The organism is Methanoregula sp. (genome assembly GCF_052325125.1).
Classification (GTDB): Archaea; Halobacteriota; Methanomicrobia; order Methanomicrobiales; family Methanospirillaceae; genus Methanoregula.
Map to the genome: position 1 here is coordinate 1 of NZ_JBKQWO010000039.1, position 26615 is coordinate 26615.

Sequence of the window (26615 nt, forward strand, 5' to 3'; positions counted from 1 at the left end):
GGCTCGCTAATCTTTTAGTTGTCTCCTTGCTTTTTGGACTCACAATCGAATGTAAGGAGACAATGTACCTTAGATCTTTCGGTCATTGGTACCGTCTGTTTTGGATAGGATTTCTACAGAGCAAAAAAAATAAAAATTGAGGGATTTTACTTCCTATCTCCCTCCATCATATCCTTCGCCAGCCAGATACCGCCGGGGAACACATCGTAGAACCTCCACCGGCACTGGGGCGAATAGACCCAGAGCATCTTTCGGGCCTGCGACGGTGATTTCATCTCCCGTAGGTAATCGACCTCCTTCCTGCACTGCCGCAGGACCGTGGGCGCATCAGGCAGGGGTGTACGGGATCGGACCACCTCGATGATGAGTGCCCCGTCTGCCCCAAGGCCGATAAGATCGAGGGGGATCCTTGACTTGCGCACGAGCACCGGAAGGTACCCGAGGCATTCCAGGATGCGCATCGAATCAATGATGATCGCGTTGCAACGGGTGTAGTTCTCCGGGCCAAGGGTCAGTTCACCTTCTTTTTCGGTCCGGATGATGAGGGTTGTCTCACCTGCGACGTTCTCGCAGGGGTTAATCCGGTTGCTGTACGTGGCACCGGATGCAATCGTGCCCGGTGCAATCACGTCCTGTCCGTTTGTTGTTGTCTCGATCATGATATTCCTCCTTTATGTGATGGTCCATAACCCGGGGCCGGGGTATTCGTGAAAAGCGGCAGGTGGGCGGATGCGCCCACTCGCCCGAAGGGAAAACAACGCCGGCCCCTTGCAGGATCATTCCGCCCTGATGAGCGGTACGAGCATAGCCGCTATGGCGTGGGCTATCAGGTGATCAACCGTTAATGATGACCGGACCGGCGGTCAACGACGTATAAGAGAAAAGGCGGGCGAAACGTTCCCGGCCCGGGCACCCGCAGCATGCATCCCAAAACCGGTGTTCAGATAAATCGGTGCTTTCACTCTCTCAAAGAGCCCGAAGAGACCGCACGTAAACATCATGGCAATGAAGCAGAACTTCGCGATGCGGCGGGCGACCTTCTTTTCGTACCCGTGCTTCACGATCTTCCTCGTTACCCGTGTGCAGAAATCTACGCTCATTGTGATTATTTTCTCAATGATACGTACGGTTATATACTCTGTGGTAGATTCGAATATTTTGGTAGTTATTTCGGGAATTTGGGGATTTTGCGGGCCCGGATTCGTATAACCTGGAGGTTAGCTGAATGGGAGGGCGCGGGGGGACACAGGAGAGGCATGATCGTTTTGTTGACGCCAACAAAATGATCTAAAATCTTCCCGTTTTCATTTTCACAGGTATTCCGGGCTTTTTTAACAATCAGGAAAAGATTCTGACGAGTGGCCAGCACTCAGGTGCCTGATTCCACTCCTGTGTATTACGCAAAAATCCCCTTCTAAGTATATCCATTGCATACGCACACCATTTTGTGCCAGATGCGTAAACTCCGGTTAACTTAAAGCCGTGGTTTTATGGTGGATGAACCTAGTGTATAGTTGTAGGAAGGGGAGTGAATTATGGGATGAAAAGCCGGGGAACTTGTCCGACATGATCGTGGGTATGACAACTATGCCTTGAAAGTAATCATAAAGTATTTCAAAATGTATACATTATGTTAGATAATCAAGTATCCGTAGGTTTCCTGCAATCGTAAGGCGTTATTTAGTATTTGGTGTAATTCGATGAAAACTGACAAACAATTGAATGCCTTGCTCTATACGATTGAACAGTACCCAAAAATCGGCAGAACCAAACTTATGAAGTTTGTTTTTCTTGTCGATTTGTTTGTGTATAATAATTGCCGGGAAACCCTGCTGGAGGACAGTTATAAGCGCCTCAAGAACGGTCCTGTTCCCTCCTTTGCTTTTGCAAATACTGATAGTTCAAATGAGTTTTTTCAGATCATCAAAGAACCGTGTGATCCGGAGAGAATCATTTATCAGTTTTCTCCAACGAGGAAAGCCGATGTATCGGACTTCTCTCCACGGGAACTCCAGCTCTTCGACACGATCATCAGATCATTAAAAAGCCATAAAACAGAAGAGATCAGCGAGCTGACGCACCGCTTTAATCTCTGGAAAAAGGTTGGCAATAATGAGATGATCCCCCTTGAGGATCTCAAACTTGATGATTACGAATACGATGATCTGGAATCATTTGTTTACTTTACCGATGCCGTTGCTGATGCGAAACAACTGGATAATTTACAGAATGGCGATTCAGATGACTATATTCCGGACGATCTTGTAAATCTCCAACTTCGCACTATGTGCGGTGAACACTAAAATGCCGTACCCGGATCTGATGGAGGGAGATGTCTTTTTTCTCGATCTCACCGATCATACGGGGATTTCTACAAACACGATGAAGGGGCCACACCGGATTGCGGTTGTGATGAACCCGAGAAAACTGGCCAACCCCGGCCATAAGACAATTGTCTGTGTTCCGATAGAGTCAGCTCATACAAACTTGTGGGATTCCATGAATAATCGCCCAAGACTTCAATCCCATCATTGTCTGGCTTCAAGAAAATATGCCGAACTCCAGCATGACAGTCTTGCAAAATGCGAACAGATCTATACACTCAACCGGGAGTTTTTCACTGATTACCGGTTCACGATAGATGCGATAGACCTAAAAGAAATCCGACGACGTATGGTGAATATTATCGGATATGGGGATTTCTGAATCGTGATTGTTTCATCTGATTAGTCAGATGCCACCTGCTTCACCACCGCCCCCGCAAATTTCGGTATCTCCAGACTCTTCTTGTCCACAGTTTCCATTTAGTGATTGATCCTATCTTTAACAATCCGCTAATAGTTTTCTATTTTATAGATCTCTTTACATGATCCTGAGATTTTGAGGTGTTTGAGACACAGAATAGTGCCACCCCCACCCATCATCCCACTCACCCACCCCGACCTCCAAAAAAATCGGTCACCCCCCTCCCCCTACCTTGCACTCCGCAAAAAAATCGATCGGACCGATCGATTTCAAAATTGGTCGGGGCGACCTCTTTTTTTCCAGTACCTTAACCTCCTCTTCCACTGAAGGTTTAGGCGAGACGGGGTGGTCGGTCCGATCGTTTCTGAAATTGGCCGGACCAACCGATCACAAACATTGGTCGGGGCGACCTTTGATCCGCGTGGATCTGAGGTAGCCCCCCTGCCCCCACCTTGCACTCCGCAGAAAAATTGGTCGGACCGATCGATCTCAGGGATCGGTCGGGGCCGGCCGCTTGAGTCCCCTTGTCCGATCTGCCCTCCGTTCCGGAACTTGTCCAAAGGAAGTCGATCTTCGATTTACGTTCAGGAGTGGGGCGTATAAGAATAAGTCCCGGTTAATGGCGGGCAGGGTGGCGGTTGAGGCTGCCGGTTACGAGGGATATAAAAAAATCGGCGGGCAATCGCCGGTTTTTTTTTCAGGTATCGTGCCGGGCGGCTGGCGACACCGGAAACCTTTGGCTGGGACTGACTGTAATGTACGGCAGTTTTCCGCACAGGCTCTTTTCTCCCCGTGCGGATTTTTGCGAATTCTTCCGCCCCAATCATGGATTCAATAAGCGAATTGTCGAAATCCTCAAGCCGTCGTACGAGGGGGGAATCTTCGTTAATGGAATAGAGCGGGGTCCTCCCGTCTTTCCTGATCCTTACCATGTCCCGTTCCGCGAACTTCTTTGCGGCTTTTGCTATCGACTGCCGGGTCATCCCGATCTCATCGACGAGTTCGGCCATCCCGAACTCGATACCGTACATCGGCAGCAGGAACCGGAGGAGCCGGGTCTCGCAGGTGTCCCCGAATAATCCCTCGAACGGCGGTTTCATCAGTCTTCCCCTGGGTAGATCTGTGGCAACGATCTATAAATTTGTTGTTAAAAAAAGTTAACAGAATCGGCAGACTCAGTCGAGATGGTGAACCCTGCCGCCACCGAGCGGAGCCACATTGAGGCCGTGTTTGTCCAGGACGGCATATACGTTTCCGAGGTCTGCGATGTAATACTTGGGCTCATCTTTCCTGATGGCCGCAATAAACCCCCGTTTGCTCAAGTTTGCAATGGCGGTGTCGAAATCATCCGTGTATTTCTTCCGGAGGATCCGTTTCAGTTTCTCGCTGTGATACCCGGCGCTGGCCTTGAAATTCCTGTTACGGTAGAGGATATAGAGAAGCTGAATCTCCATATCGGTCAGATCACCGGGCATAAGGAAAATTATGTACTGATCTCTTATATAGGGGAATTATCCCGCAATGGAGTTTCCTTCCATTACCTTCAGTCCCCCATCCTTACTTTACACTCCGCAAAAAAACCGGTCAGGGCGGCCGCGTTCCTGGGACCTACCGCTCCCCCTTAGCACAGTAAAAAACGTTTAATGCAGACATCGACATACACTCATGCGGTTAATCGTATGCTGGACATCGAAGATCTTCATGTCAACGTCGGTGACAAAGAGGTGCTGCACGGGATCAACCTCCACATCGGTGAGGGTGAGACCCACGTGCTCATGGGCCCCAACGGCTCCGGGAAGACCACGCTCCTCATGGCACTGATGGGTTTTTCAAGTTACAATGTCACGAAAGGGAAGATCCTCTTCAAAGGGGAAGACGTGACCGCGATGCACGCCGACGAACGGTCCAAGCGCGGGATCGGGATGCTGTTCCAGCGCCCGCCCACCATCTCCGGGCTCAAACTGGGTAAGCTCCTGACGGCCATATCCAGGGACAAGACCCTGGACATCCCGAACCTCGCCACATCGGTGCACATGGGCGGGTTTCTCGAACGGGATATCAACAAGGGGTTCTCGGGCGGGGAGATAAAAAGGAGCGAGGTGCTCCAGCTGATGATCCAGAACCCGGAGTTTGTGATGCTCGACGAGCCGGAGAGCGGGGTCGATCTCGAAAACATCTCGCTGATAGGAAACGCCATCGGAACCCTGCTCGAAAAGGAGAAAAGGATCATGACAAGGGCAAAAAGCGGGCTCGTCATCACGCATACGGGGTTCATCCTCGATTACCTTGACGCGGACCAGGGGCACGTGATGTGCGACGGCATGATCAAGTGCCACGGGAATCCCCGCGAGATCTTAAAAGACATCAAGCAGCGCGGGTACAAGGAGTGTCTGGAATGCCGTCACAGCTGAATGCACCGGGTATATCGGACGAGGACAAGGCCCGGCTCGCCCAGTCGGGGATGGAGATGTCCATGGAGAACCGCTGCGGCAGTTACCTCCAGATGAACCAGGATGTCGTCCATGCCGAGTGCCGCGAGGAAGGCATCGAAGTCCTCTCCTACAAGAAAGCGATGGAAAAGTATGACTGGCTCAGGGACTACAACTGGAAGGCCGTTGACAAGGATAAAGATGAAATTACAAAATACGTGGCAGCCCAGGACGACCCGAAAGGGTACGTCATCATCGCTCACAAGGGCACGAACAACATCCTCCCGATCCAGGCCTGCCTCTATCTCGGCCGTGAGACGATCCAGCATGTCCATAACATCATCATCGCCGAGGAGGGCGCAGAGCTCCATATCATATCGGGATGCACCAGCGGCGGGCATGTAGGTCCGGGAGCCGCACACTACGGCGTATCGGAATTCTACATCAGGAAGAACGCAAAAGTCAGCTTCACCATGATCCACACGTGGACCGAGAACATCGAGGTCTTCCCGCGCAGCGCGTCCATCGTGGAGGAAAACGGGGTGTTCCTGTCTAACTATGTCTGTATGCAACCGGTCAAAAAAGTCCAGATGTACCCGACGGCAACCCTGGAAGGCGATAATTCGGTTGCACGGTTCTCGACAATTGCCATTGCATCCCCCTCGTCATACATTGATATCGGATCGCGGGCGATCCTCGAAGGGAAAGGTGCGAGCGCGGAGCTGGTCACCCGCGCCATAACCCAGGGCGGGACCATCATTTCCCGGGGCCAAATCGTGGGAAAAACCGCAGGGACACGGGGACACCTGGAATGCAAGGGCCTGATTCTCAAGGACGGTACTATCTACGCGATCCCGGAAATTGACGGCAGGGTAGTCGGCACCGAGCTCTCCCACGAGGCAGCGGTCGGAAAGCTGGCACAGGAGGAGATCGAGTACCTGATGTCCCGGGGGCTCGACGAAGACGAGGCGACCGCCACGATTATCCGGGGTTTCCTCGATGTGAAGATTGCCGGTCTTCCCGACGCGCTCCAGAAACAGATCGATGCCACCATCGATGTGGCAGAAAAGGCAGGGTTCTAGGTTAATCAGGCAGGTCTGCAATGCCCCCGTACCCCCGATCGGAAGAACGCCGCAGCATGGTGGACCTGCAGATAGAATCACGGGGGATCCGCAACCCAAAAATCCTCGCTGCGATGCGGGAGGTGCCCCGGCATCTTTTTGTGCCGAGCCCGTACGACCGGGATGCATACGCGGATGCACCCCTGCCGATCGGGAACGGCCAGACTATCTCCCAGCCTTACATCGTGGCGCTCATGACTGAATTTATCAGGCCTGCACCTACGGACACCGTGCTTGAGATCGGGGCGGGGAGCGGGTACCAGTCGGCGATCCTGTCGATGCTCGTCCGTAAGGTGATAACGATCGAACGCATCGAAACGGTTGCGGCACTGGCACGTGCCAACCTCGCGGCGGTCTATGCGGACAACGTGGAGATCGTTATCGGCGACGGGACACTCGGGTATCCTCCGGGAGCACCGTACGATGGTATCATTATCACTGCCGCAACACCGGAAATACCTGGTCCTCTCAAAGAGCAACTCGCTGAAGGGGGGAGGCTGGTCGCCCCGGTAGGAGATCGTATTCTCCAGGAACTGGTCGTGCTCGAACGGCACGGGGACCGGTTCACGGAGGAGCACCATGGTGGCGTACGGTTCGTGCCGCTCATCGGAGAGTACGGCTGGGAGGAAGAATAAGCCATGAGAATCATCGATATCACGCGCCCGCTTTCCGGCGCCACGGTTTCATTTCCCGGGGACCCGCCGCCGTCGTTTTCCCAGAGGGATGCGGGACGGTACCTGATCAGCGACCTGCATATGAACAGCCATTCGGGCACCCATGTCGATGCCCCGGTCCATTACCTGAAAACCGGGGATACCATCGACACCGTTCCGCTCGATCACCTCATCGGCCCCTGCCGGGTGCTGGACATAACCGGTGTGGGAAGTGCAATCACAGCAGCGGATCTGCAGGGCAGGCTCGGTGACGCAAAGCGTATCCTTTTAAAAACGATATTTTCCGGGGAGGACCGGTTCAGGGAGGATTACCCCCATCTTACCCTCGACGCGGCAGAACTGCTCAGCGCGAACGGTGTCCTGTGCGTCGGCATCGACTCCTTCTCCATCGAGGCGTTTGTCTGCGACGGGGCAGTGCACCGGGAGCTGCTCGGCCACGGCTGCATCATTATCGAACTCCTCGATCTCTCCGGGGTCAGGGAGGGAGCATTTGACATGGCGGCACTGCCGCTGCGCCTGGCCGGCCTCGATGGCGCTCCTGCCCGGGTCGTGCTGATGGAAAACGATGGAGTGATGTAATGGATATCGTCACGGATTCGGTAAACAGGCTCGAAGAGATGCTCAAATGCAGCGGGTGTGAGGAAACCGGGGTACGCCTCGATGTTGATCCCGATGCGCATAACTGCCAGTTCGAGAGGGGCGCCTGCATGACTGCATCTTTCGGGGGGAGGACGGCGGAGTTTGTCACGGACGATCCAATCCGGGCAACCACGAAGATCTCGTTCATGTTCGGGACACCTCTTGAACCGCCGGGAGTCCGGGCTGCCGCATGCGCCATCATCAACGTCGCCACCGCGTTCTTCTGCCTCACCCGGGTGCGGCGGGCCTGCCCCGCAGCTTCGCATGCCGCATGCCTGCATGAACTTACCGGGGAGCTTCGCGGCCACCGGGTGCACTGTATCGGGAGGATGCAGGCACTGGAATCTTCACTTGGTTCTTTGGTTACGAAAAACCCTGAAGAGGCAGATATCATTCTCATCAACAATGAAGGATTGATTGCCCCGGAAACCGGGGACATTGTGGCAGCGTGGGCAGGGAAAAAACGCATTATTTTCCTCGGCCCATCCACCGCCGGCGTCTCCCGCATCCAGCAGCGGGAGCACTGGTGCCCGTACGGGCAGCAGGCACCGTGTTCTGTTCCGGACCCCTCCCAGCACTAAACCTCTTTTTATACAAAAGCTCAACCATAGTGCATGCTTTTTGGATCCTCGGGTATTCGTCAGCGGTTTGACCGGTCGCTGGTGGAGATTGCTCTTGCCGTCGGTGCTGTCATGGGGGAACGGTACCCGGATTGCATTGTGGGGACCGACACGCGGACCACAAGCCCGGTGCTTTCCCGGGCCATACTGGCAGGGATACTCGGAGCGGGTGGAAACGCACGCTTCACCGGGATTGCCCCCACACCCTCTGTGGCATACAGCGCCCGCGTTGCAAAAGCCGGGTGCATGATCACCGCCTCCCACAACCCCGAGGAGTACAACGGGATCAAACTGTTCAACCCGGATGGTTCCTCCTTCACGCAGGCCCAGCAGAAAGAAGTAGAGGAACACCTCACGGATCTTCACTGGGCCGACTGGCAGCATCAGGGAACAGAATCTTCCTTCGATGCACTCACGCCCCACAAAAATGCGATTCTCGATGCAGTATCCATCGCGCCCGGATTCCCGGTTGTCATCGATTGCGGGAATGGTGCCGGTTCTGTCCTGACGCCCGGTCTTTTGACGGAAGCAGGGGCAAAACCGGTCTGTCTTACCTGCAACCCCTCCGGGCGGTTCTCCCGTCCTTCGGAACCGCTCATAGAGTACCTTGGGTACGTGGGTGAAATGGTTAAAAAAACGGGGGCGGGCTGCGCGGTCGTGCATGATGGCGACGCCGACCGCATGATGGCGTTTGATAACAGGGGCCGGTATATCGACGGCGATCACCTGCTCATGCTCTTTACTGAGCACCTTGGCGCAAAAAAAGTGGTCACCACGAGCGACGCCTCCATGATCATTGAGGAGGTCGCAGAGGTTCACCGCACTCCCGTCGGCGATACGTTCGTGTCCGAAGAGCTGCTTTCGTGGGGAGATTTCGGGGGAGAACCGAGCGGCGCATGGATCTTCCCGCACCATTCGTACTGCCCCGACGGCCCCTTTGCCGCTGCCCTCTTCTGCGAGATCGCCTCGGGATGTGATGTTGCTGAAAGGCTGGATGCCATGCCGGCCTACCCGATCCTCCGGGAGTCGATACCGCACGAGAGGGCACGGGAGATCGTCACCGGCCTGGGCGCGGCAAACCCGACGGACGGTGTCCGTGTTGCACGGGAAAACGGGTGGTATCTCATACGGGCCAGCGGGACCGAGCCCAAGATCCGGATCACCGCTGAAGGTACCACGCTCCCGTCGGCAAAGGAGATGCTGGAACAGGCGAGAACCCGGATCCTGCAGGGGAAAACTGCTTAAATATTGCAGGATGAGTGGTACCCATGCAATGCGTTGTGCTGGCAGCAGGTGAAGGAAAACGTATGCGTCCCCTCACCGCCCGGCGCCCGAAAGTGATGCTCCCGGTGGCAAACCGACCGATGATGGAGCACCTCGTGCTCGCGGCCCGGGATGCAGGCATCACGGAGTTTGTATTGGTGGTCGGCTACGGGGAGCGGGAGGTCCGCAGCCATTTCGGCGACGGGTCGCGCTTTGGTATCCACATCTCCTATGCCCCCCAGCGCCAGCAGATGGGCACTGCCGATGCCCTCCGCTCCGCACAGGACCTCGTCACCGGGCCGTTCCTTGCCATGAACGGCGACATGATCCTCACGAGTGCCGATATCGCCCGGATGATCCAGACCCCGGCACCCTGCATGGGCACGAGCACGACCGATCACCCCGGCGATTTCGGGGTTGTCATCGTGGAGAACGATCGGGTCATTGCTCTCGAAGAAAAATCAAAGCAGCCCAAATCCGGCACCATAAACGCCGGTGCTTACCTGTTTACACCGGACATTTTTGAATTGCTGGCACAGGTCAGCATCTCATCACGCGGTGAACTCGAACTGACCGACGCCCTCAATGTCCTTATCGATGGCCATCGGCTTCGCGCCATTCCCCTCCCGACATGGATGGACATCGGCTATCCCTGGGACCTGATCGATGCGAATGCGGCCCTTCTTACCAATATTTCTTCGGTAAATCAGGGAACTGTCGAGGAGGGAGTGTACCTGTCAGGTCAGGTGGTTATCGGGAAGGATACCGTGATACGATCCGGGACGTACATCGAGGGGCCCTGCATCATCGGGAGCAATTGCAGGATTGGCCCCCACGCATACATCCGGGGATCAACAAGCATCGGCGATGAATGCCATATAGGACACTGCACGGAACTCAAAAATTCGATTATTATGGCAGGGACAAAGATACCCCATTTCAACTATATCGGAGATTCTGTCATCGGAAGCGGGTGCAATTTCGGTGCCGGGACAAAAATTGCGAACCTCCGGCACGACCATGCCCCGGTCAGGGTCGGCGGAAAGGACACCCGGCACACCAAGTTCGGTGCTGTTGTCGGGGACAACGTAAGGTTCGGGATCAACTGCTCGGTCAATGTCGGTACGGTGATCGGCAGCCACGCGAATTTCGCGCCCAACTCTTATATTGAAGGAAGTTTTGGCGAAAACTCAGCTATCCGATAGGTGAAGGTGGAAGTATGCAGGCAGTTATTCTTGCGGCAGGAGAGGGAAAACGGGTCCGTCCGCTCACATGGAGCCGGCCAAAAGCGATGATCCCGGTGGCAAACCGCCCCATCATCGCGTACACGATCGATGCGCTCATAACAAACGGCATCCGCGATATTATCGTCGTTGTCGGGTACCGCAGGGAACAGGTGACAAGGTTCTTAAACCAGCTCGATCTGCCCATCGATGTGGTCATCCAGGAAAAACAGCTCGGCACCGCCCATGCACTCCGGCAGGCCGAATCCCGGATTACCGGGGACTTCCTGCTCCTGCCCGGCGATAATTATATCGATGCGCAGTCGGTTGCAAAAATCAGGGATGTCAAAAACGCCGTTCTGGTAAAAGAACACCCCAGCCCCTCCAATTTCGGCGTGGTTACCATCCGGGACGGTCAGGTTGACAGTATCGTGGAAAAGCCGGACCACGCACCCAGTTTCCTCGTAAGTACCGGGATATACTCGCTGAATAAGGATTTTTTCCGGTTCATTCAGGGAAATGATGTTACGGAGGCTGTTTCCTGCATGATTGATGCCGGAACCGGCCTCAGGGCTGTCATTGCTGAAGACTGGCAGGACGCAATCTACCCGTGGGACCTGCTCCGGCTGAACCAGCGTCTCCTCCGGCATCTGCCTGCCGCACGGGAAGGCACATCCAGCCGACATGCTGCGATCCTCGGGCCGGTCCAGTTGGGCAAGGGCACAACCATTGGCCCGAACACGGTGATCTCAGGCCCGGTCATCATCGGGAGCGACTGCACGATCGGACCGAACTGCTGTATCCTGCCCAACACCAGTATCGGGTCCCGGGTCACAGTCGAACCACTCAGCCTGATCGGGAACGCAATCGTGATGGATGACACTCTCATCTCCTCGCATTCCCGCATCGTTGACTCCGTTATTGGTGAACGCTGCACGCTCGCCGATCATACCTCGACAGGTTCAGCAAAAGGTATTCTGGAGATCGAAGGGGCCCCGATCCGCTCGGAGTTCGGCGCTATTCTCGGGGACCATGTAACCTGTGGTTCAGGTGCCAGGTTCCGGAACTGCATTGTCGGAAACAATGCATCCCTGGAAGGAAACCGGGATGTAATCTCCCGCATTATCCCGGATGGCTCCCTGGTGATATAACGTGTGCGGGATTGTAGGGTATATCGGCAGGCGGCAGGCAGCCCCCCTGATTCTTGAGGGTTTAAAAAAACTGGAATACCGGGGGTATGACTCTTTCGGGATTGCAACGCTCGGTAGCAACATCGAGATCGAAAAGCACAAAGGCCGGATCTCCGAATATGCCGGGCGGATCCGGCTGCACGGCACCATTGGTATAGGTCACACCCGGTGGGCAACGCATGGGGTCCCCAACGATGTAAATGCCCACCCGCACACTGATTGCACCAACCGGATCGCCGTAGTTCACAACGGGATCATCGAAAATTTTGCGGAATTAAAAAAATCGCTCACGGCACGTGGGCACATCTTCCGATCAGACACGGATACGGAGGTCGTGGCTCACCTTATCGAGGAGCAGTATGCAAAAACTGCGGATCTGCTCTCTGCTGTCCGGGGTGCTCTCCCGCTTCTTGAAGGTTCGTACGCACTGCTGGTCATCGCAACCGGATCAGACTGCCTGGTAGCGGCCCGGAACGGAAGTCCGCTGGTGCTGGGGATCGGGGACAACGAAAATTTCGCCGCTTCAGATATGACACCCGTACTGGAGCATACGGAGCGTGCAATCTTCCTCGAAGACGGAGATATCGCCTGCCTGACGGGAACAGACGTGGCCATTTACCAGGAGACCCGGCCGGTGAGCCGGCCGGTGGAGCTGATCGACTGGTCACCCGAGGAGGTCAAGAAAGGCGGGTTTCCCCACTACATGCTCAAGGAGATCTACGAACAGCCCCAGGCATTTTTCAATACCATCCGGGCGATCGACAAAAGTTCCCTCCCGGCATTTGTCTGCAAATCCCCTTCGGTAACCCTTGTTGCCTGCGGCTCATCGTACCATGCCGGGCTCATTTTCAGGTACCTGTTCGAACAATCGTGCGGGATACCTGCCCGCGTGGAATTTGCTTCGGAGTTCAGATATTTCCATCCACCCGTTGACGGCCTCGTGATCGGGATCACCCAGTCGGGTGAGACCGCAGACACGCTTGTCGCCCTCAGGCAGGCACGCATACATAACTGCCAGACCCTTGCGATCACCAATGTGCTTGGTAGTTCCGCCAGCAGGATTGCCGATGCCACGCTCTTTATGCGTGCAGGACCCGAGATCAGCGTTGCCGCTACCAAATCGTTTGTTGCCCAGCTCGCTGTTCTTATGCAGATCATCGATGCCCGTTCTGAAGGCAGATTCGAAGAGATTCTCCTGCACGCACACCAGGCAATCGAAGAGGTACTCCTCATGGATCTCTCGGCTGCTGTTGATACCTGCAAAGATGCCGGGAGCCTCTTTTATATCGGACGCGGCCCGTTTTATCCGGTCGCTCTGGAGGGTGCCCTCAAAATGAAGGAGATCTCCTACATCCATGCAGAAGGGTATGCGGCAGGGGAGTTAAAACACGGACCCTTCGCCCTCCTTTCACCGGAAACACCGGTCATTGCCATCTGCATGCCCGGAGAGACCTACGGGGTGATGGTGTCCAATATCAAGGAGATCAAGGCCCGGGGAGCGCCGGTCATTGCGCTCGGGTGCGAAGGAGACCAGGATCTGCCCGATATTGTCGATTTGTTTATCCCCCTGACAAAGACGCATCCCTTTGTCCAGGTGCTCACGAGCCTCGTGGTGCTCCAGATTCTTGCATACCGGACTGCCGTGGCACTGGGGCGGGACATCGACAAGCCGAGAAACCTTGCAAAGAGCGTGACGGTTGAATGATCGAATACGGGATCAACAAAACGGGAGAAGGCCTGCAGGTATTTGAGCCGGTGACGCTGGGGTTCCCCTCGCGGGAATACCTCGGAAAAACCGGATTTGCCGGTACCACGCTGGGAAAGGACGCGGTACTTCGGTCAGGTACCATTATCTACTGCGACGTGATTATCGGCGACAGGTTCCAGTCGGGGCACAATGTCCTGATCCGTGAAAAAACACGGATTGGGGACCGCGTATCTGTCGGCACTGCGGTTATTATTGAGGGAAACACCCGGATAGGAAATGACGCGAGCCTCCAGAGCATGGTGTACATCCCCACCAGTACCACCATCGGGGATCATGTCTTTATCGGCCCGAACGCGGTGTTGACCAACGACCGGTATCCGCCGTCGGGAATTGGCGGGCTTGTGGGACCAGTGATAGAAAACCATGCAGCAATAGGAGCAAATGCAACCATTCTCCCGGGCATTCATATCGGGGAGGGTGCGCTGGTTGCAGCGGGGGCAATTGTGACCAGGGACGTTCCGGCGCACCGGCTTGCCATGGGTGCACCGGCAAAGATACGGGACCTGCCGTCGGCTCTTGCACGCGGGACTCCCGGTAACCACGGGATCGGCTGATAAATGGGAATTTCTGCAAAAGCCGGTTCTGCAATCACGAGGTACCCATGAAGATTCTCCTTGTCTCCACCCAGGATTACATCCATCACCCTGTCCCTTCGCGGCACCACTATATCTTCGAGGAGCTGGCCCGGCGCCATGAGGTGCACGTAGCGCATTTCCACGTCAGCCAGGGAAATGCCCGTCCTACCCGGCTTATCGTGGAGGAGGCAACGGAGTTCCCGGTAACAAACCCGCTCCTGCACTATACGCTCAACACCCCATACCATTACCATGTATTCAACAGGATCCTCCGTAATAACCGGTTTGATATTGTCGTTGCTGCCCACATTCTTGCCGGGGCCGCCGTCATCTCCGCGGCAAGGAGATACGAAGTGCCGGTTGTTTTCGACCTTAAGGACTGGTTCCCGGATTCTGCAGCGGCCTACTTTAAAAACCGGTTCCTTGCAGAATGCATCCGTAGGGGGGTATGGCAGATCACCAGGAGAAATCTTTCCAGGAGCGACAGGATCACAACTGTCTCCCCCTCGCTTGTGGATAAACTCAAGGGCCTCGGGTTCTCCGCGGATCTGATCACGAACGGTGTCGACACGGATCTTTTTGTGCCGCAGGACGGTTCGCGGACACGGCACGAACTGGGCATCGGGAATGACGATTTTGTCATCGGGTTCTCGGGGAGTGTCGAGCGCTGGTATGAAATCGACGAGATGATACGGGCGCTTCCCGATCTGATCCGGTACCGGAACAACACGCACCTGCTGATCGTGGGCGGTTCGCTGTTTACCGATTATGAACAGGAACTCCGGCGCCTTGCCGTGGATACCGGGGTATCCGATCGCGTAATCTTTACCGGGATAAAACCTTACGCAGAACTCCCGAGGTACATCGCCTGTATGGACGTCTGCACGATACCCCTTTCACCGCCCCAGTGGGGCGGCATCGCCCTCCCCAACAAGTTCTTCGAATATTCGGCCTGCGGAAAACCGATAATTATGCGCCCGATACCCGATGTTACCCGCATCGGTGGCCAAAACCTCTTTGTGTACAGGACACGGGACGAATTTATCGCACAGGTCAGGAACCGGATGGATTACCCGGAAACGTACCACATCAACCTCGAAAAATACAGCTGGAAAGAGAAAGCCCGCCAGTTTGAATCCGTATTTGCGGGATTGCTGGAAGCGTACCATCCAAACGATTAATGCCCCAAAAAACGATCTTATTCCTGCGAAAGGAAGATTTTATGGTACTGCTGGATTTTAAAAACCGCCGGAACTGGATAATTGCGGGACTTGTCGCTTTTTTTGTGCTCTTTGCGGTCTGGCTCCGCCTGCTGCCCATGCTAACCATGGGCCATACCGATATCCTCACGATGGTGGGAAGTGACGACCCGCTCTATAACCTGCGGCAGGTCGAGCAACTGCTCGCCAATCACTTCACGTATACCTGGTTTGACCCGATGACCCAGTACCCCGTCGGGGGCACGATCTACTGGGGTCCGTTATTCATCTATATTTCCGGATTTGCGTGCCTGATTGCCGGAGCTGCGACGCGCCCGGAGATCATCAGTATCTGCCTTCTTGTACCCGTTGCAATGGCTGCGGTGACCGTTGTCCTGATGTATTATGTCGGAAGGATCTGCGGCGACTGGAAGACCGGACTTCTGGCTGCGGGTTTTACCGCAGTTGTTTCAGGACAATTTTTTTACCGGTCCCTGTACGGTTACTTCGATCACCATATCGGTGAAGTGCTCTTTTCAACATTGTTCTGTCTGGTGTATCTCTACATCCTCTTGTCAGAGAAAGATGCAAAGATTGACCTGAAAGATTTCGCCACCTGGAAAAAGACGGCGGTGTTATCCGTTCTTGCGGGCATTGCCTACCTGCTCGGACTGTTTCTGATGCCAACGATGATCCTGTTTGCCCTGATCGTCGTTCTCTTCACCGTCCTCCAGTTCATCATCAATGTCTGGCGCGACCGGCCCAGTGAATATCTCCTCGTGGCAAATACCATTATTTTTGCTGTCGCTATTGTCGGACTGCTCCTGTTCGGGTTCAAAAGCCCGGGTCTTGACCTCTCCACCTATTCTCTCGGGCATATCTACGCCTATATTGCGGTGATCGCGGGAACGGTAGTCCTGTACCTGCTCGCCCGGTATCTCAGGGGGAAAGAAAAATATTATTACCCGCTGTCTCTTGTCGGTATCGCCGCAGCTTTTGCCATGGTCCTGTTTGTGGTGAACCCACAGTTCTTCAGCCAGCTTATCACGGCATCCTTCCAGTTTTTCGGGCAGGCACCAGTAACAAATACCGTGCAGGAAGCCCGGGGCTGGACTCTTGCAGCCGCATGGGCGTCCTTCAACTACGGGCTTATCCTCATGATTGGCGGGGGGCTCATTTCCCTCTACCTGTTGTTCAGGGAGAACCGCCCCCATGACCTCTTCGCGCTGATCTGGTCAGCTATTATGCTCTACGCCACCTGGCAGCATATCAGGTATGAATATTACCTTGCGGTCAACGTTGCACTGCTCTCGGCCATCTGCGTGAGTTGTATTTATACCTGGGGCCGGGAGGACATAGCCCGTCTTACCGGGGTCATTACCCATCAGGATGAGATCCCCGAACACGCTGAAGAGCCTGCGGCAAAACGAAAAAAGCAGAAGAAAACGCAGAAAAAAACCCCGGGGGCCGCGGCGCCTCAGTACCTTATCGTCGCACTGGTGGTCATTTCGGCAGGTCTCGGCATTCTTTTTGCATATACCTCGGCCTCTTACAGTTACATCAATGCATCCGGTAACCCGTTGCTGATGAATGCTGACTGGCGCGAGTCCCTGGACTGGATGGCAAACAATACGCCGGCTACAGGTGTCGACTATTACACAATCTATAACAAGGATACGTTCACCTATCCCAATTCCTCCTATGGCGTCATGTCCTGGTGGGATTACGGACATATGATCACTTATATCGCAAAACGAATCCCGAACGCCAACCCGTTCCAGGCAGGAGTCAGTGGCCCGGATGGCGCAGCCGCCTTCTTCATGGCAACCAACGAGTCAACGGCGGATACGATCCTCGATCACGACGGTACCCGGTACGTGATCACTGATATTGAGATGGATACCGGAAAATTCTGGGCAATGGCGACCTGGTTCAATCCCACACTGGCAGGTGCACCGTACCAGATGACCGTTTTTATCCCGGGCCAGACGGCCTCCAGCAGTTACAGCCCCGCTCTCCTGAATGAAAATGCGTATTACGATACGATGGTCTCGCGGCTCCATAATTTCGATGGGTCCATGGCAACGGCCACCGCAGCCTATTATGTCGAGTATGCAGACCAGAACGTCACGCATGTCTCATACCCGGTTCTTACCAATGCCGAGGCGATGAACGTGTCTGCTGCCGCAGCCCGGGCAGCACAATACAACCAGAACGCCCCGGCCGGCTACCATGCTGATGTGCTCAGCCCCTCAATCGTATTGCCAATCACGGACGTTCCTGCCCTGCAGCATTACCGTCTTGTCCATGAATCCCCGACAAGCGAATTCACCACGAACACGACCGATGTGAAGTACGTGAAGGTCTTTGAATATGTCAAAGGCGCCCACATAGAGGGATCCGGTATCATCGATGTCCCGCTCGTGACAAACACCGGCAGGAACTTCACCTACCGGCAGCAGAGCATCAACGGTGAATTTATTGTTCCCTATGCCACCACCGGTAATCCCTACGATGTAAAAGCGACCGGGAAATACCGGATTGAAGGAACAGGTGCGACATTTGACGTGCCCGAATCGGCAGTCATACAGGGCCTGGCCATTAATTAATCATTTTTTTAGAAATCTCGCGGTGATGGGATACCTTTGGCGGGGCGTACCCGCTTTTTTTATCTGACTGCATTAAGGGGTAGATTTTTTAACAGAGGAGGTATTCAGGCACCATGACCACTTACTCAGCGTTACGCCGCCCATAATATTTCTATACTGCAATGTACTCATTGTCTTGTATGCTCGCTGAAGAGATCGCCCCTGGCATGCGGGTGCGCTATCCCCGTACCGGGACCACCGGTGTCGTGGTCCGTGTTGAGCGGGTGGAGGGAAACCAGTTTGCCGAACTGGACAGCACGCACCTTCTCTATCGTACTGACCTGTTGATCCCTGCAGAACACGCAAAACAGTCCGTCACCTCCATCAGGGAGGACGCGAAAGAAGTTATCCGGAGAGAACGGGAATTTGCTGCAGGAAGCGGACTTCAGGAAGCCCTGAAAAATATCGACCAGAGCTGTGAAGGCGGGGGCTAATCCCCGTAACCGTATTCAGTATCCCGTATAGTGGCTTTTTCCTTTTTTGTTACCTCCCCGCCAGAAAAACATCCCGAACCCGTAAAAACCGGCCGTTACAGGTTATGTATAAGTATGCCTATTAGATATAGGATAAGGAGGTTCGATTTCATTTGCATGATGTGACAATACCCAGTGTGAATATCGGGGTGGTGGGCCATGTGGACCACGGGAAAACCACGCTGGTAAATGCGCTCACCGGTACCTGGACGGACCGGCACAGCGAGGAGGTGCGGCGCGGTATATCCATCCGGTTGGGATACGCGGATGCAACGTTCTACAAGTGCGGGCACTGCGAAGGCCCTGACGCCTACTCAACAAAGCCGGTCTGCCCGGTCTGCGGCGGAAACGGGATACCGTTCCGGTCCATCTCTTTTGTGGATGCACCCGGGCACGAAACCCTGATGGCGACGATGCTGTCGGGTTCGGCACTGATGGACGGGGCGATGCTCGTTATCTCCACCACGGAGAAATGCCCGCAGCCCCAGACAAAAGAGCACCTCATGGCACTGGGCCTGGTCGGCATCAAAAAGATCGTGATCGTCCAGAACAAGATCGACGTCGTCTCCCAGAAAGAGGCAATCGACAATTACCAGCAGATCAAGGCATTCGTGAAAGGGACAGTTGCCGAGAACGCCCCCATCATCCCGGTCTCAGCCCAGAAAGGAATCAATATGGGTGCACTGGTACAGGCACTGGACCTGACCATTCCCGAGCCGGTCCGCGACCCTGCTGCCGAACCGGTGATGCTTGTTGCCCGCTCTTTCGACATCAACAAACCCGGCTGCAACTGGAAGGAGGTAAAAGGCGGTGTCGTCGGAGGGTCTCTTATTCGGGGCATCCTCCACGACGGTGATGCCATTGAGATCAGACCCGGCCGGCAGACGCAGATCGAGAACCGGATCAAGTGGATCCCGATTATTACGGAGGTTACCTCCATTAACGCCGGTACAAAAACCGTAAAAGAAGCAACGCCGGGAGGGCTTCTTGGTGTCGGGACCAACCTCGACCCGGCCCTCACCAAGAGCGATGCCCTGGCCGGTCAGGTTGTCGGCCATGTCGGCAAACTGCCCCCGGTATGGGATAAGATCAGGTGCCAGGTCACCCTGATGGAACGGGTCGTGGGCGCAACGAGCGAACTTGTCATTGAACCTTTAAAATACAACGAACCACTTATGCTTTCCGTTGGTACCGCGGTCACCGTGGGGGTAGTCACAAGCACCAAGAAAGAGGCAGTCGAAGTGCAGCTGAAGCGTCCGGTCTGCGCAGAGCAGGGAGCCAGGATCGCTATCAGCCGGCAGGTGGGAGCACGCTGGCGGTTAATCGGCATGGGTGTCCTCAGCGAGTAAAAGTCCTGCTGGACGCAAACGCGCTCATGATGCCGGCGCAGTTCAGGATCGATCTCTTCAGTGAGATCCGCGAACTGCTTGGCAGTTTTGAACCGGTGGTCCTGCCCGGCGTGATGCAGGAACTCGCCGGGCTTTCCCGTGCAAAAGGCAATGATGGCGCTGCGGCGCGGCTCGGTCTTGCGCTTGCGGAGCAGTGCACCATTGCGGAGGACAACGGTTCTTCCCTTCCCGTCGATGAGCAGGTTATTGCATGGGCCGCAGAGAACTGCGGTCTGGTAGTGACCAATGACCGCCGGGTCAGGGATGCACTGCTTGCGCAGGGGATCGGGGTTATATCCATGAGAAAACAGAAAAAACTCGAGATATTGCGAAGGTAGATGGGTTATGTATTACAAGATGATGCTTGAAGACAAAGTCAGAGTGCCCCCCCTCCGGCTGGGCGAAAAACTGGACAAGGTCATTCTGGATGTCCTTCAGGAACAACTCGAAGGAAGCATCGATAAGGAACTGGGAATCTTCATTGCCGTGACCAGAGTCGATCACGTCGGTGAGGGTGAGATCGTGCCCGGAGATGGCGGCGTGTATTATGACGTAACGTTCGAGGGGCTCGTACTCCGGCTTGCCCTGCAGGAAGTGATCGAAGGTCTTGTCGTGGAGACCACGAGTTTCGGGGCATTTGTCAGCCTCGGGCCCATAGATGCCATGCTGCACGTGAGCCAGATCTCGGACGAGTATATCAACTTCGATGAGAAGAACGCCCGGCTCATCTGCCAGGATTCCAAACGCTTCATTGGTGTCGGCGACACGGTCAGGGTCCGCGTAGTTACGCTTTCCTTAAACGAGCGCGAGCCCCGGGACAGCAAGATAGGCCTCACTATGCGTCAGGCAGGCCTCGGCACGTCGCTCTGGCTCGAAGAGGAGATCGAAAAGGAGAAAGAAAAAGCGGCGGCCGGTGTTACGGGCGCCCAAAAGGAGAAGCCCGAGAAGACCCGGGGCAAGAGGAAAGAACATGCCGCCGATGAATAAGAAAAAACAGGGGAAGGTCTGCAGGGACTGCCACCGGGTTGTTGACGGTGAGAACTGCGTAATCTGCGGGACAGCAAACTTAAGCGACGACTGGTCGGGATACCTGGTCATCATTGACCCGGAAAATTCCGATGTGGCAAAACGGATGAACATCAAGCTGCCCGGACGCTATGCGCTAAAGGTCCGCTGAATGCTCGTGCTTCCCAGGGAGTCGCGCAAACTCTTCAAGGATCCCTTCGGGACCCTCCACCGGGACATGAACACCGTGCTCCCGGAACTTGCCGGCCGCATAGTCTATACGGTGGGGGATGTTGTTACCCATAACCTGCAGAAAAACGGGATCACGCCTGCAATCGCTGTGGTAGACGGCCAGACCATGCGTTCACCCTGCAGCAGGATGCCGGAACTTTCCGGTGAATGTATACGGGTGAAGAACCCGCCGGGCACTATTACCGACGATCTGGTCAAAGCGCTCACCTATGCGGTCGATCACCCGCCCGTCACCATCATGGTTGACGGGGAGGAGGATCTTGCCGTCATCCCGCTCGTGATCGCCGCACCGCCATCATCTGTCGTGCTCTATGGCCAGCCGCGCGAAGGGATCGTACTTCGCACAATCGATGACGGCGCAAAAGCCGCAGCAAAGGAACTCCTCATGCAGTTTGCCCGGGTCGGCACCTGATCCAAAGATAACGGGATATTTCTTTTTTTTAATTTCAGAGGACATTCTTTTTGTTTTCCAAAACAAGGTCAGGTTTTAAATAACACGGTTTCCAATAATTACAGGATATCGATGGACTTTGAAATCGAGAGCGATAAAAGGAATGAACTTTTATCACGAAGAGAGATTCAGTTTACTCTTACCTATGATGGTGCTACGCCCTCCCGCATGCAGATTATCGGCAAACTGTGCGCACTGCTCAATGCAAAAGAGCCGCAGGTTGTCCTCGACAGTCTGAAAAGCAATTTTGGCAAGACACGGGTCACCGGCAAAGCGCGCGTGTACGATACTGAAGATGCAAAGAAGAAAACCGAACGCCCATACCTGTCGGCACGCGGCATGCCAAAACCTAAAGAGGAAGGAGCGGCATAACCATGGCCGCAGCAAAGAAAGCCGCCGCAAAAGGGCCGACACGCAGTGCGTTTTTCAAGGTTGAAGGCGACAAGGTCACTACCGCGAAGAAGTACTGTCCCCGGTGTGGTCCCGGCGTCATGATGGCCGACCATAAGGACCGGGTTACCTGCGGGAAGTGTGGATACACCGAATTCAAAAAATAAGCACTGATGCCTGAGTTTGGGCAGATACTGGGCATTGAGGGGACAGCATGGAACCTCAGTGCTGCTCTTTTTGACCGTAATCTTCTTGCGCTGTGTTCGCGCCCGTATTTACCTGCCCACGGCGGCATTCATCCGCGCGAAGCCGCACAGCACCATGCATCGGTCATAAAAGAAGTCATATCCTCGGTTCTCGAAGACCCGGAAAAAGTTACCGGGGTCGCCTTTTCCCAGGGGCCGGGGCTTGGCCCCTGCCTGCGGACGGTGGCAACAGCTGCACGATCCCTTGCGCTCGCCCTTCATGTCCCCCTTGTTGGTGTAAACCACTGCGTCGCACATATCGAGATCGGGTGCTGGGCAACCGGCTGCCGGGACCCGGTGGTGCTGTACGCGAGTGGGGCAAATACGCAGGTAATCGGCTACCTTAACGGCAGGTACCGCATCTTTGGGGAGACGCTGGATATCGGCATTGGAAATGCGCTGGACAAGTTTGCCCGGGCAAAGGATCTCCCCCATCCCGGGGGGCCGCTGATCGAGGCACAGGCAAAAACCGGGAACTATTTTGAACTTCCTTACACGGTCAAGGGAATGGATCTCGCGTTCTCGGGACTGGTCTCTGCGGCAAAGGACGCAAAAGAGCCGCTTCCTGACGTTTGTTGCAGCCTGCAGGAAACCGCTTTTGCTATGTGTGTCGAAGTGACTGAGCGGGCGCTTTCGCTCACCGGAAAAGACGAAGTGCTCCTTGTCGGGGGCGTAGGGGCCAATGCCCGGCTGCAGGAGATGCTTCGGATCATGTGCGAGGAGCGGGGGGCACGATTCTTTGTGCCCGAGCGAAAATATCTCGGGGATAATGGCGCCATGATTGCCTATACGGGAAAACTGATGCTCGAGAGCGGCCCGTCGCTCGCCATCGAACGTTCGCAGGTCAACCCGTCCTTCCGTTCAGATGAGGTTGAGGTGACCTGGAAACACAACGGTACGTACGCCACGGATCGCGGACAGTACGCCAGCGCCGGGCATAAACGGGGAGCTGAGGCCATTGTCAGTTTCAGGAACGGAAGCGCGATCAAGCAGCGGGTATCCAAGCAGTACCGGGTGCCTGCTCTCGATAAAAAACTCATCGCGGAACGGACCCGTGCAGAGGCTCGGCTTATCCACACGGCCCGAAAAGGGGGCGTCCCCACACCCATTCTGAGCGATATCACCCACGACTCCATCATAATGGAGGAAATAACAGGCGCGCTTCTCACCCATGCTCTCACGGAAGAGCACTGCGAGGATGCAGGACGGATGGTCGGCCGTTTGCACACGGCCGGCATCATGCATGGGGACCTCACCACCAGCAACATGATCCTGCGCGACAGGGATGGCAGGTGCGTGCTGATCGATTTCGGCCTGGCGCAGGTGACTTCGGAGATAGAGCAAAGGGGTGTCGATATCCATGTCCTGTTCCAGACACTCAAAAGCACCCACCCAAAAGAGGCCGGCGTATTCGGTGCAGCATTTGCCCGTGGGTACTCCGCGACTTTTGCCAGTGCAGATGAAGTACTGGCACGGGAACAGGAGATCGAACTCAGGGGGAGGTACCTGTGAGCCGGAACCTGACCGTAGTCACCAGCAATACCCACAAGGCACGAGAGGTTGCAGCATTTTTTGGAGGAACAATTGACGTCAGGCACGTGGCACTCGATATCCCGGAACTCCGTTCCGATGATGTAAAAGAGATCTCCAGGGAGAAAGCACGGTACGCGTATGAGCACCTGCATGTGCCGCTCATCGTTGACGATACGGAATTTTCCATTGATGCGCTCAACGGGTTTCCGGGGCCGTACGCCGCATACGTGCTTAAATCGATCGGGAACGCGGGGATCCTCAGGCTGATGGAAGGTGTTCCGGATCGCAACGCCCGGTTCACTACTGCCATCGCTTTTGCGGATGAGACCGGCATTTTTGTTTTTTCGGGGACTCTCGGCGGCAGGATCATAAAGGCATCCCGGGGCACCGGCGGGTTCGGGTACGATCCGATCTTCGAAGTTGACGAAAAAACTCTTGCCGAGATCCCGCTTGAAGAAAAAAGCGCCATCTCCCACCGTGCTCGTGCACTCACAGCATTCCGCGACTGGTTCATCAATACGCATAGTGCCGATACCGGGTAGACGCAAACGGTTAAAAGATCAAAGAACATTGTTATAAGGGCAGAGACAGGAGTGTATATCCATGGCAAAGTTCCCTGAAGCCGAAGCCCGGTTACTCAATGTGAAAATATGTATGCATTGCAATGCACGCAATGCGATCCGCGCAACGACGTGCCGCAAGTGCGGGTACAAGAACCTGCGCCCGAAAAACAAGGAGCGAAAAGCGTAATTGAATTTTCCTATCCAATATCGTTATTCTTTTTTGGTATAGTTACATAAAAACTGAAGATTTATGCGGAATAATACGTGACCCGTTTGCCTTTCTTGGCATACTCACCGGCAAACGTCTCAAGGTTGCGCTTGTACCCGATCCGGTCAACAAACCCGAGCCTGCGGAGATTTTCCCGCACACGCATCACATCAGGCTCGTCTGCCCAGTCTTCCGTATAGACATAAATGACCCTGCGGCTGTCCCGGGAATCCGGGTTTGGTTTTGCCGTACTGACCTTTGCCGAGATGCCCAGATCATGTGCGACCGTGGCGTCCCGCACCTTCTTCCACGCGGCATCCGCTCTGTCTGGCTCCTGGAAGATCAGCCACTTACCGGCATGCTCGTCCTCGATGGCTTCTGGCGCACTGCCCGGAGCATCCTGCACGATCCAGTACATCTGCGTCGTTTTTGAGGGGATGACCCCTTCACCTTCGCAGAGCATCCGGTAGATCGTATCGACCGGGCCAAAACGTGCAAGGAGCGCCTCAGCAAGCTGCGGGTATTCATCGGTGAACTGCCCTATCGTCTCGGTCAGGTCTGCGGTGAAGTCAACGCCTCCTTCAACAAGCGCATAGAGGTATTTTCCCTGCGTCTGGAGTCTCCGGGTGAGAAGGTGATCGAAGATACCGTACGCCACATCAGCCAGAGCCTCGGAATCGACTTCGTCCATGTTGTACCCATCCGGTGTTATGCCGAAAAATAGTTTCTGCTTTGGTGCGAAGACCGTCCGGCACATCCCGCCATGCGCCAGGTACCCGGCCTGAGCCCTGAAGGAACCAAATACGGGCACAGACGCCGGTGATGTATTGCTCTGTTCGAATGATTTAAGAGCGGCGGCAGCAGAAATGTACTAATTATGGAATGGAAAAGGGACTGGGGCCTCACAAGCAGAGTGCTGCTGACAGGATTTTTACTGTTCATCCTCTACCTCGTGTTTATGACTGTACTGGTAGTCTTTTTCCCGGGGGTCAGTATCGTGCTGATCATCGGTTTAGCGGTGATAATGGCATTTATCCAGTACTTCTTCTCGGACAAGCTGGTGCTCTGGAGCACACATGCCCGAATTATTTCCGCTGACGAATACCCGGAACTTCACCACACGGTCGAGAAATTGTGCCACGAGGCCGACCTGCCCATGCCAAAGGTCGCCATCATGCAGAGCCCGGTGCCCAACGCGTTCGCCACGGGACGCAGCCCGAAACATGCGGTGGTTTGCTGCACCGACTCAATCATGCGTCTTCTGACAAAAGACGAGCTGGAAGCCGTGCTCGCACACGAACTCTCCCATGTGAAAAACCGGGACATTCTCACGATGACCATGGCCAGCTTCGTTGCCATGATCGCCTCGATGATTATGCAGAGTTTCTTCTTTTCTGCGCTCTTCGGGGGAAATAGTCGCGACAATGGCGCAGGGTGGATTATTGTCTGGATCGCTTCAATTATTGTGTACGCGCTCAGCACGCTGCTGATGCTCGCGCTGTCCCGGTACCGTGAATTTGCTGCAGATCGCGGAAGTGCGCTTATCACCAGGAACCCCCGGGCCCTGATCTCAGCCCTGAACAAAATCAGCGGCAGGATGGAGGTTGTCCCACCACAGGCAAAAGCCAAGGTCGAAGGTGCAAATGCATTTTTCATCATCCCGGCACTCTCGGGAAACACCCTCCTGGAGCTCTTCTCCACCCACCCACCCCTTGAGAAGCGGATCGCCGCCCTTGAGCGGATCGGGTACGAGCTTCACCTGAATTGATCCCTTCCTTTTTGCCACGTATTTTCCTGTTTACCGAATTATGATTCTTTCTCCCCGGCAAAATGTTGAAGAATGGAGCGGGCTCTTTTTGCGGATAGAAGGAAGCCTTAATACACCCCCCCGCCAAAATTGTAGAGCGCAGTGCATCGATGGTCTAGAGGTATGACTTAGGCCTTCCAAGCCTATAGCCCGGGTTCGATTCCCGGTCGATGCATGAGGGCTCGTGGTCTAGTTGGCTATGACGT

Annotated in this window: 31 protein-coding genes and 1 tRNA gene; 27 read left to right on the forward strand and 5 right to left on the reverse strand. The window is 55.0% G+C overall.

What is annotated here, in order from left to right; translation table 11 throughout:
• Nucleotides 1-146 precede the first annotated feature (146 nt).
• Together ACLQMU_RS09490 and ACLQMU_RS09495 are read right to left on the reverse strand one after the other, a co-directional pair.
• The gene (locus ACLQMU_RS09490) at nucleotides 147-659 is read right to left on the reverse strand and encodes a hypothetical protein (protein ID WP_422150461.1); all 513 of its coding nucleotides are present in this window, start codon (nucleotides 657-659) and stop codon (nucleotides 147-149) included.
• Between the two features lie 204 nt (nucleotides 660-863).
• A complete protein-coding gene (locus tag ACLQMU_RS09495; RefSeq protein WP_422150462.1) occupies nucleotides 864-1100 on the reverse strand; it encodes a hypothetical protein in 237 nt (78 codons plus the stop codon).
• A 600-nt stretch (nucleotides 1101-1700) separates the two neighbouring features.
• On the opposite strand from ACLQMU_RS09495, the gene ACLQMU_RS09500 reads away from it, so the two are divergent.
• Together ACLQMU_RS09500 and ACLQMU_RS09505 are read left to right on the forward strand one after the other, a co-directional pair.
• The gene (locus ACLQMU_RS09500; protein ID WP_422150463.1) at nucleotides 1701-2303 is read left to right on the forward strand and encodes a type II toxin-antitoxin system antitoxin SocA domain-containing protein; all 603 of its coding nucleotides are present in this window, start codon (nucleotides 1701-1703) and stop codon (nucleotides 2301-2303) included.
• A gap of 1 nt (nucleotide 2304) precedes the next feature.
• On the forward strand, nucleotides 2305-2706 hold the full coding sequence (locus tag ACLQMU_RS09505; RefSeq protein WP_422150464.1) for a type II toxin-antitoxin system PemK/MazF family toxin: 402 nt from the start codon (nucleotides 2305-2307) through the stop codon (nucleotides 2704-2706).
• Nucleotides 2707-3329: 623 nt separating this feature from the next.
• Here ACLQMU_RS09505 and ACLQMU_RS09510 read toward each other — a convergent pair.
• Together ACLQMU_RS09510 and ACLQMU_RS09515 are read right to left on the reverse strand one after the other, a co-directional pair.
• A complete protein-coding gene (locus ACLQMU_RS09510; RefSeq protein WP_422150465.1) occupies nucleotides 3330-3845 on the reverse strand; it encodes a hypothetical protein in 516 nt (171 codons plus the stop codon).
• A gap of 75 nt (nucleotides 3846-3920) precedes the next feature.
• Nucleotides 3921-4199 carry a hypothetical protein gene (locus ACLQMU_RS09515; RefSeq protein ID WP_422150466.1) on the reverse strand — a complete coding sequence of 93 codons (279 nt, stop codon included), beginning with the start codon at nucleotides 4197-4199 and terminating at the stop codon, nucleotides 3921-3923.
• A 225-nt stretch (nucleotides 4200-4424) separates the two neighbouring features.
• Here ACLQMU_RS09515 and ACLQMU_RS09520 point away from each other — a divergent pair, with 225 nt between their 5' ends.
• The 23 genes from ACLQMU_RS09520 (at nucleotide 4425) to ACLQMU_RS09630 (ending at nucleotide 24581) form a co-directional block, all read left to right on the forward strand.
• On the forward strand, nucleotides 4425-5156 hold the full coding sequence (locus ACLQMU_RS09520; protein ID WP_422148821.1) for an ABC transporter ATP-binding protein: 732 nt from the start codon (nucleotides 4425-4427) through the stop codon (nucleotides 5154-5156).
• A complete protein-coding gene (locus ACLQMU_RS09525) occupies nucleotides 5141-6256 on the forward strand; it encodes a SufD family Fe-S cluster assembly protein (protein ID WP_422148819.1) in 1116 nt (371 codons plus the stop codon). The genes ACLQMU_RS09520 and ACLQMU_RS09525 overlap by 16 nt, the downstream gene beginning before the upstream one ends.
• Before the next feature lie 20 nt (nucleotides 6257-6276).
• Nucleotides 6277-6930, forward strand: a complete 654-nt coding sequence (locus ACLQMU_RS09530; protein WP_422148818.1) for a protein-L-isoaspartate(D-aspartate) O-methyltransferase — start codon at nucleotides 6277-6279, stop codon at nucleotides 6928-6930.
• Between the two features lie 3 nt (nucleotides 6931-6933).
• On the forward strand, nucleotides 6934-7548 hold the full coding sequence (locus ACLQMU_RS09535; protein ID WP_422148817.1) for a cyclase family protein: 615 nt from the start codon (nucleotides 6934-6936) through the stop codon (nucleotides 7546-7548).
• Nucleotides 7548-8189 carry a hypothetical protein gene (locus tag ACLQMU_RS09540; RefSeq protein ID WP_424039946.1) on the forward strand — a complete coding sequence of 214 codons (642 nt, stop codon included), beginning with the start codon at nucleotides 7548-7550 and terminating at the stop codon, nucleotides 8187-8189. Before ACLQMU_RS09535 ends, ACLQMU_RS09540 begins: the two co-directional genes overlap by 1 nt.
• A gap of 33 nt (nucleotides 8190-8222) precedes the next feature.
• Nucleotides 8223-9473 (forward strand): phosphopentomutase/phosphoglucosamine mutase, encoded by a 1251-nt coding sequence (locus tag ACLQMU_RS09545; protein WP_422148815.1) that lies wholly within the window; start codon nucleotides 8223-8225, stop codon nucleotides 9471-9473.
• 23 nt (nucleotides 9474-9496) lie between these two features.
• The gene (glmU, locus tag ACLQMU_RS09550) at nucleotides 9497-10696 is read left to right on the forward strand and encodes a bifunctional sugar-1-phosphate nucleotidylyltransferase/acetyltransferase (protein ID WP_424039948.1); all 1200 of its coding nucleotides are present in this window, start codon (nucleotides 9497-9499) and stop codon (nucleotides 10694-10696) included.
• A 14-nt stretch (nucleotides 10697-10710) separates the two neighbouring features.
• Nucleotides 10711-11865 (forward strand): bifunctional sugar-1-phosphate nucleotidylyltransferase/acetyltransferase, encoded by a 1155-nt coding sequence (glmU, locus tag ACLQMU_RS09555; protein ID WP_424039949.1) that lies wholly within the window; start codon nucleotides 10711-10713, stop codon nucleotides 11863-11865.
• Nucleotide 11866: 1 nt separating this feature from the next.
• Entirely contained in the window at nucleotides 11867-13609 is a 1743-nt protein-coding gene (gene glmS, locus ACLQMU_RS09560) for a glutamine--fructose-6-phosphate transaminase (isomerizing) (RefSeq protein ID WP_422148812.1), read from the forward strand.
• Nucleotides 13606-14226, forward strand: coding sequence for an acyltransferase (locus ACLQMU_RS09565; RefSeq protein ID WP_422148811.1), 621 nt, complete (start codon nucleotides 13606-13608; stop codon nucleotides 14224-14226). Before glmS ends, ACLQMU_RS09565 begins: the two co-directional genes overlap by 4 nt.
• A gap of 47 nt (nucleotides 14227-14273) precedes the next feature.
• Nucleotides 14274-15428 (forward strand): glycosyltransferase, encoded by a 1155-nt coding sequence (locus ACLQMU_RS09570; protein ID WP_422148810.1) that lies wholly within the window; start codon nucleotides 14274-14276, stop codon nucleotides 15426-15428.
• A gap of 41 nt (nucleotides 15429-15469) precedes the next feature.
• Nucleotides 15470-18055, forward strand: a complete 2586-nt coding sequence (locus tag ACLQMU_RS09575) for an oligosaccharyl transferase, archaeosortase A system-associated (protein WP_422148809.1) — start codon at nucleotides 15470-15472, stop codon at nucleotides 18053-18055.
• Nucleotides 18056-18234: 179 nt separating this feature from the next.
• Entirely contained in the window at nucleotides 18235-18528 is a 294-nt protein-coding gene (locus tag ACLQMU_RS09580) for a DUF2098 domain-containing protein (RefSeq protein ID WP_422148808.1), read from the forward strand.
• Between the two features lie 152 nt (nucleotides 18529-18680).
• A complete protein-coding gene (locus ACLQMU_RS09585) occupies nucleotides 18681-19916 on the forward strand; it encodes a translation initiation factor IF-2 subunit gamma (RefSeq protein WP_422148807.1) in 1236 nt (411 codons plus the stop codon).
• A gap of 8 nt (nucleotides 19917-19924) precedes the next feature.
• Nucleotides 19925-20293 carry a type II toxin-antitoxin system VapC family toxin gene (locus tag ACLQMU_RS09590; RefSeq protein ID WP_424039877.1) on the forward strand — a complete coding sequence of 123 codons (369 nt, stop codon included), beginning with the start codon at nucleotides 19925-19927 and terminating at the stop codon, nucleotides 20291-20293.
• Between the two features lie 7 nt (nucleotides 20294-20300).
• A complete protein-coding gene (locus ACLQMU_RS09595; protein WP_422148806.1) occupies nucleotides 20301-20942 on the forward strand; it encodes a DNA-directed RNA polymerase in 642 nt (213 codons plus the stop codon).
• Nucleotides 20926-21132: a transcription elongation factor subunit Spt4 gene (spt4, locus tag ACLQMU_RS09600; protein ID WP_422148805.1), complete on the forward strand. Its 207-nt coding sequence runs from the start codon at nucleotides 20926-20928 to the stop codon at nucleotides 21130-21132. The genes ACLQMU_RS09595 and spt4 overlap by 17 nt, the downstream gene beginning before the upstream one ends.
• On the forward strand, nucleotides 21133-21624 hold the full coding sequence (locus ACLQMU_RS09605; RefSeq protein WP_422148804.1) for a GTP-dependent dephospho-CoA kinase family protein: 492 nt from the start codon (nucleotides 21133-21135) through the stop codon (nucleotides 21622-21624).
• 111 nt (nucleotides 21625-21735) lie between these two features.
• Nucleotides 21736-22035, forward strand: coding sequence for a 30S ribosomal protein S24e (locus tag ACLQMU_RS09610; protein ID WP_422148803.1), 300 nt, complete (start codon nucleotides 21736-21738; stop codon nucleotides 22033-22035).
• A 2-nt stretch (nucleotides 22036-22037) separates the two neighbouring features.
• The gene (locus ACLQMU_RS09615; protein WP_422148802.1) at nucleotides 22038-22220 is read left to right on the forward strand and encodes a 30S ribosomal protein S27ae; all 183 of its coding nucleotides are present in this window, start codon (nucleotides 22038-22040) and stop codon (nucleotides 22218-22220) included.
• A gap of 6 nt (nucleotides 22221-22226) precedes the next feature.
• Nucleotides 22227-23810: a bifunctional N(6)-L-threonylcarbamoyladenine synthase/serine/threonine protein kinase gene (locus ACLQMU_RS09620; RefSeq protein WP_422148801.1), complete on the forward strand. Its 1584-nt coding sequence runs from the start codon at nucleotides 22227-22229 to the stop codon at nucleotides 23808-23810.
• Nucleotides 23807-24373, forward strand: coding sequence for an RdgB/HAM1 family non-canonical purine NTP pyrophosphatase (gene rdgB / locus ACLQMU_RS09625; protein ID WP_424039875.1), 567 nt, complete (start codon nucleotides 23807-23809; stop codon nucleotides 24371-24373). Before ACLQMU_RS09620 ends, rdgB begins: the two co-directional genes overlap by 4 nt.
• A 61-nt stretch (nucleotides 24374-24434) precedes the next feature.
• Entirely contained in the window at nucleotides 24435-24581 is a 147-nt protein-coding gene (locus tag ACLQMU_RS09630) for a 50S ribosomal protein L40e (protein ID WP_011991248.1), read from the forward strand.
• Nucleotides 24582-24642: 61 nt separating this feature from the next.
• On the opposite strand, the gene ACLQMU_RS09635 is transcribed toward ACLQMU_RS09630, so the two are convergent.
• On the reverse strand, nucleotides 24643-25293 hold the full coding sequence (locus ACLQMU_RS09635) for a putative phosphothreonine lyase domain-containing protein (RefSeq protein WP_422148799.1): 651 nt from the start codon (nucleotides 25291-25293) through the stop codon (nucleotides 24643-24645).
• Between the two features lie 186 nt (nucleotides 25294-25479).
• On the opposite strand from ACLQMU_RS09635, the gene htpX reads away from it, so the two are divergent.
• Both htpX and ACLQMU_RS09645 read left to right on the forward strand, forming a co-directional pair.
• Nucleotides 25480-26370, forward strand: coding sequence for a zinc metalloprotease HtpX (htpX, locus tag ACLQMU_RS09640; protein ID WP_422148798.1), 891 nt, complete (start codon nucleotides 25480-25482; stop codon nucleotides 26368-26370).
• Nucleotides 26371-26513: 143 nt separating this feature from the next.
• Nucleotides 26514-26584, forward strand: a tRNA-Gly gene (locus ACLQMU_RS09645).
• Nucleotides 26585-26615: the final 31 nt, after the last annotated feature.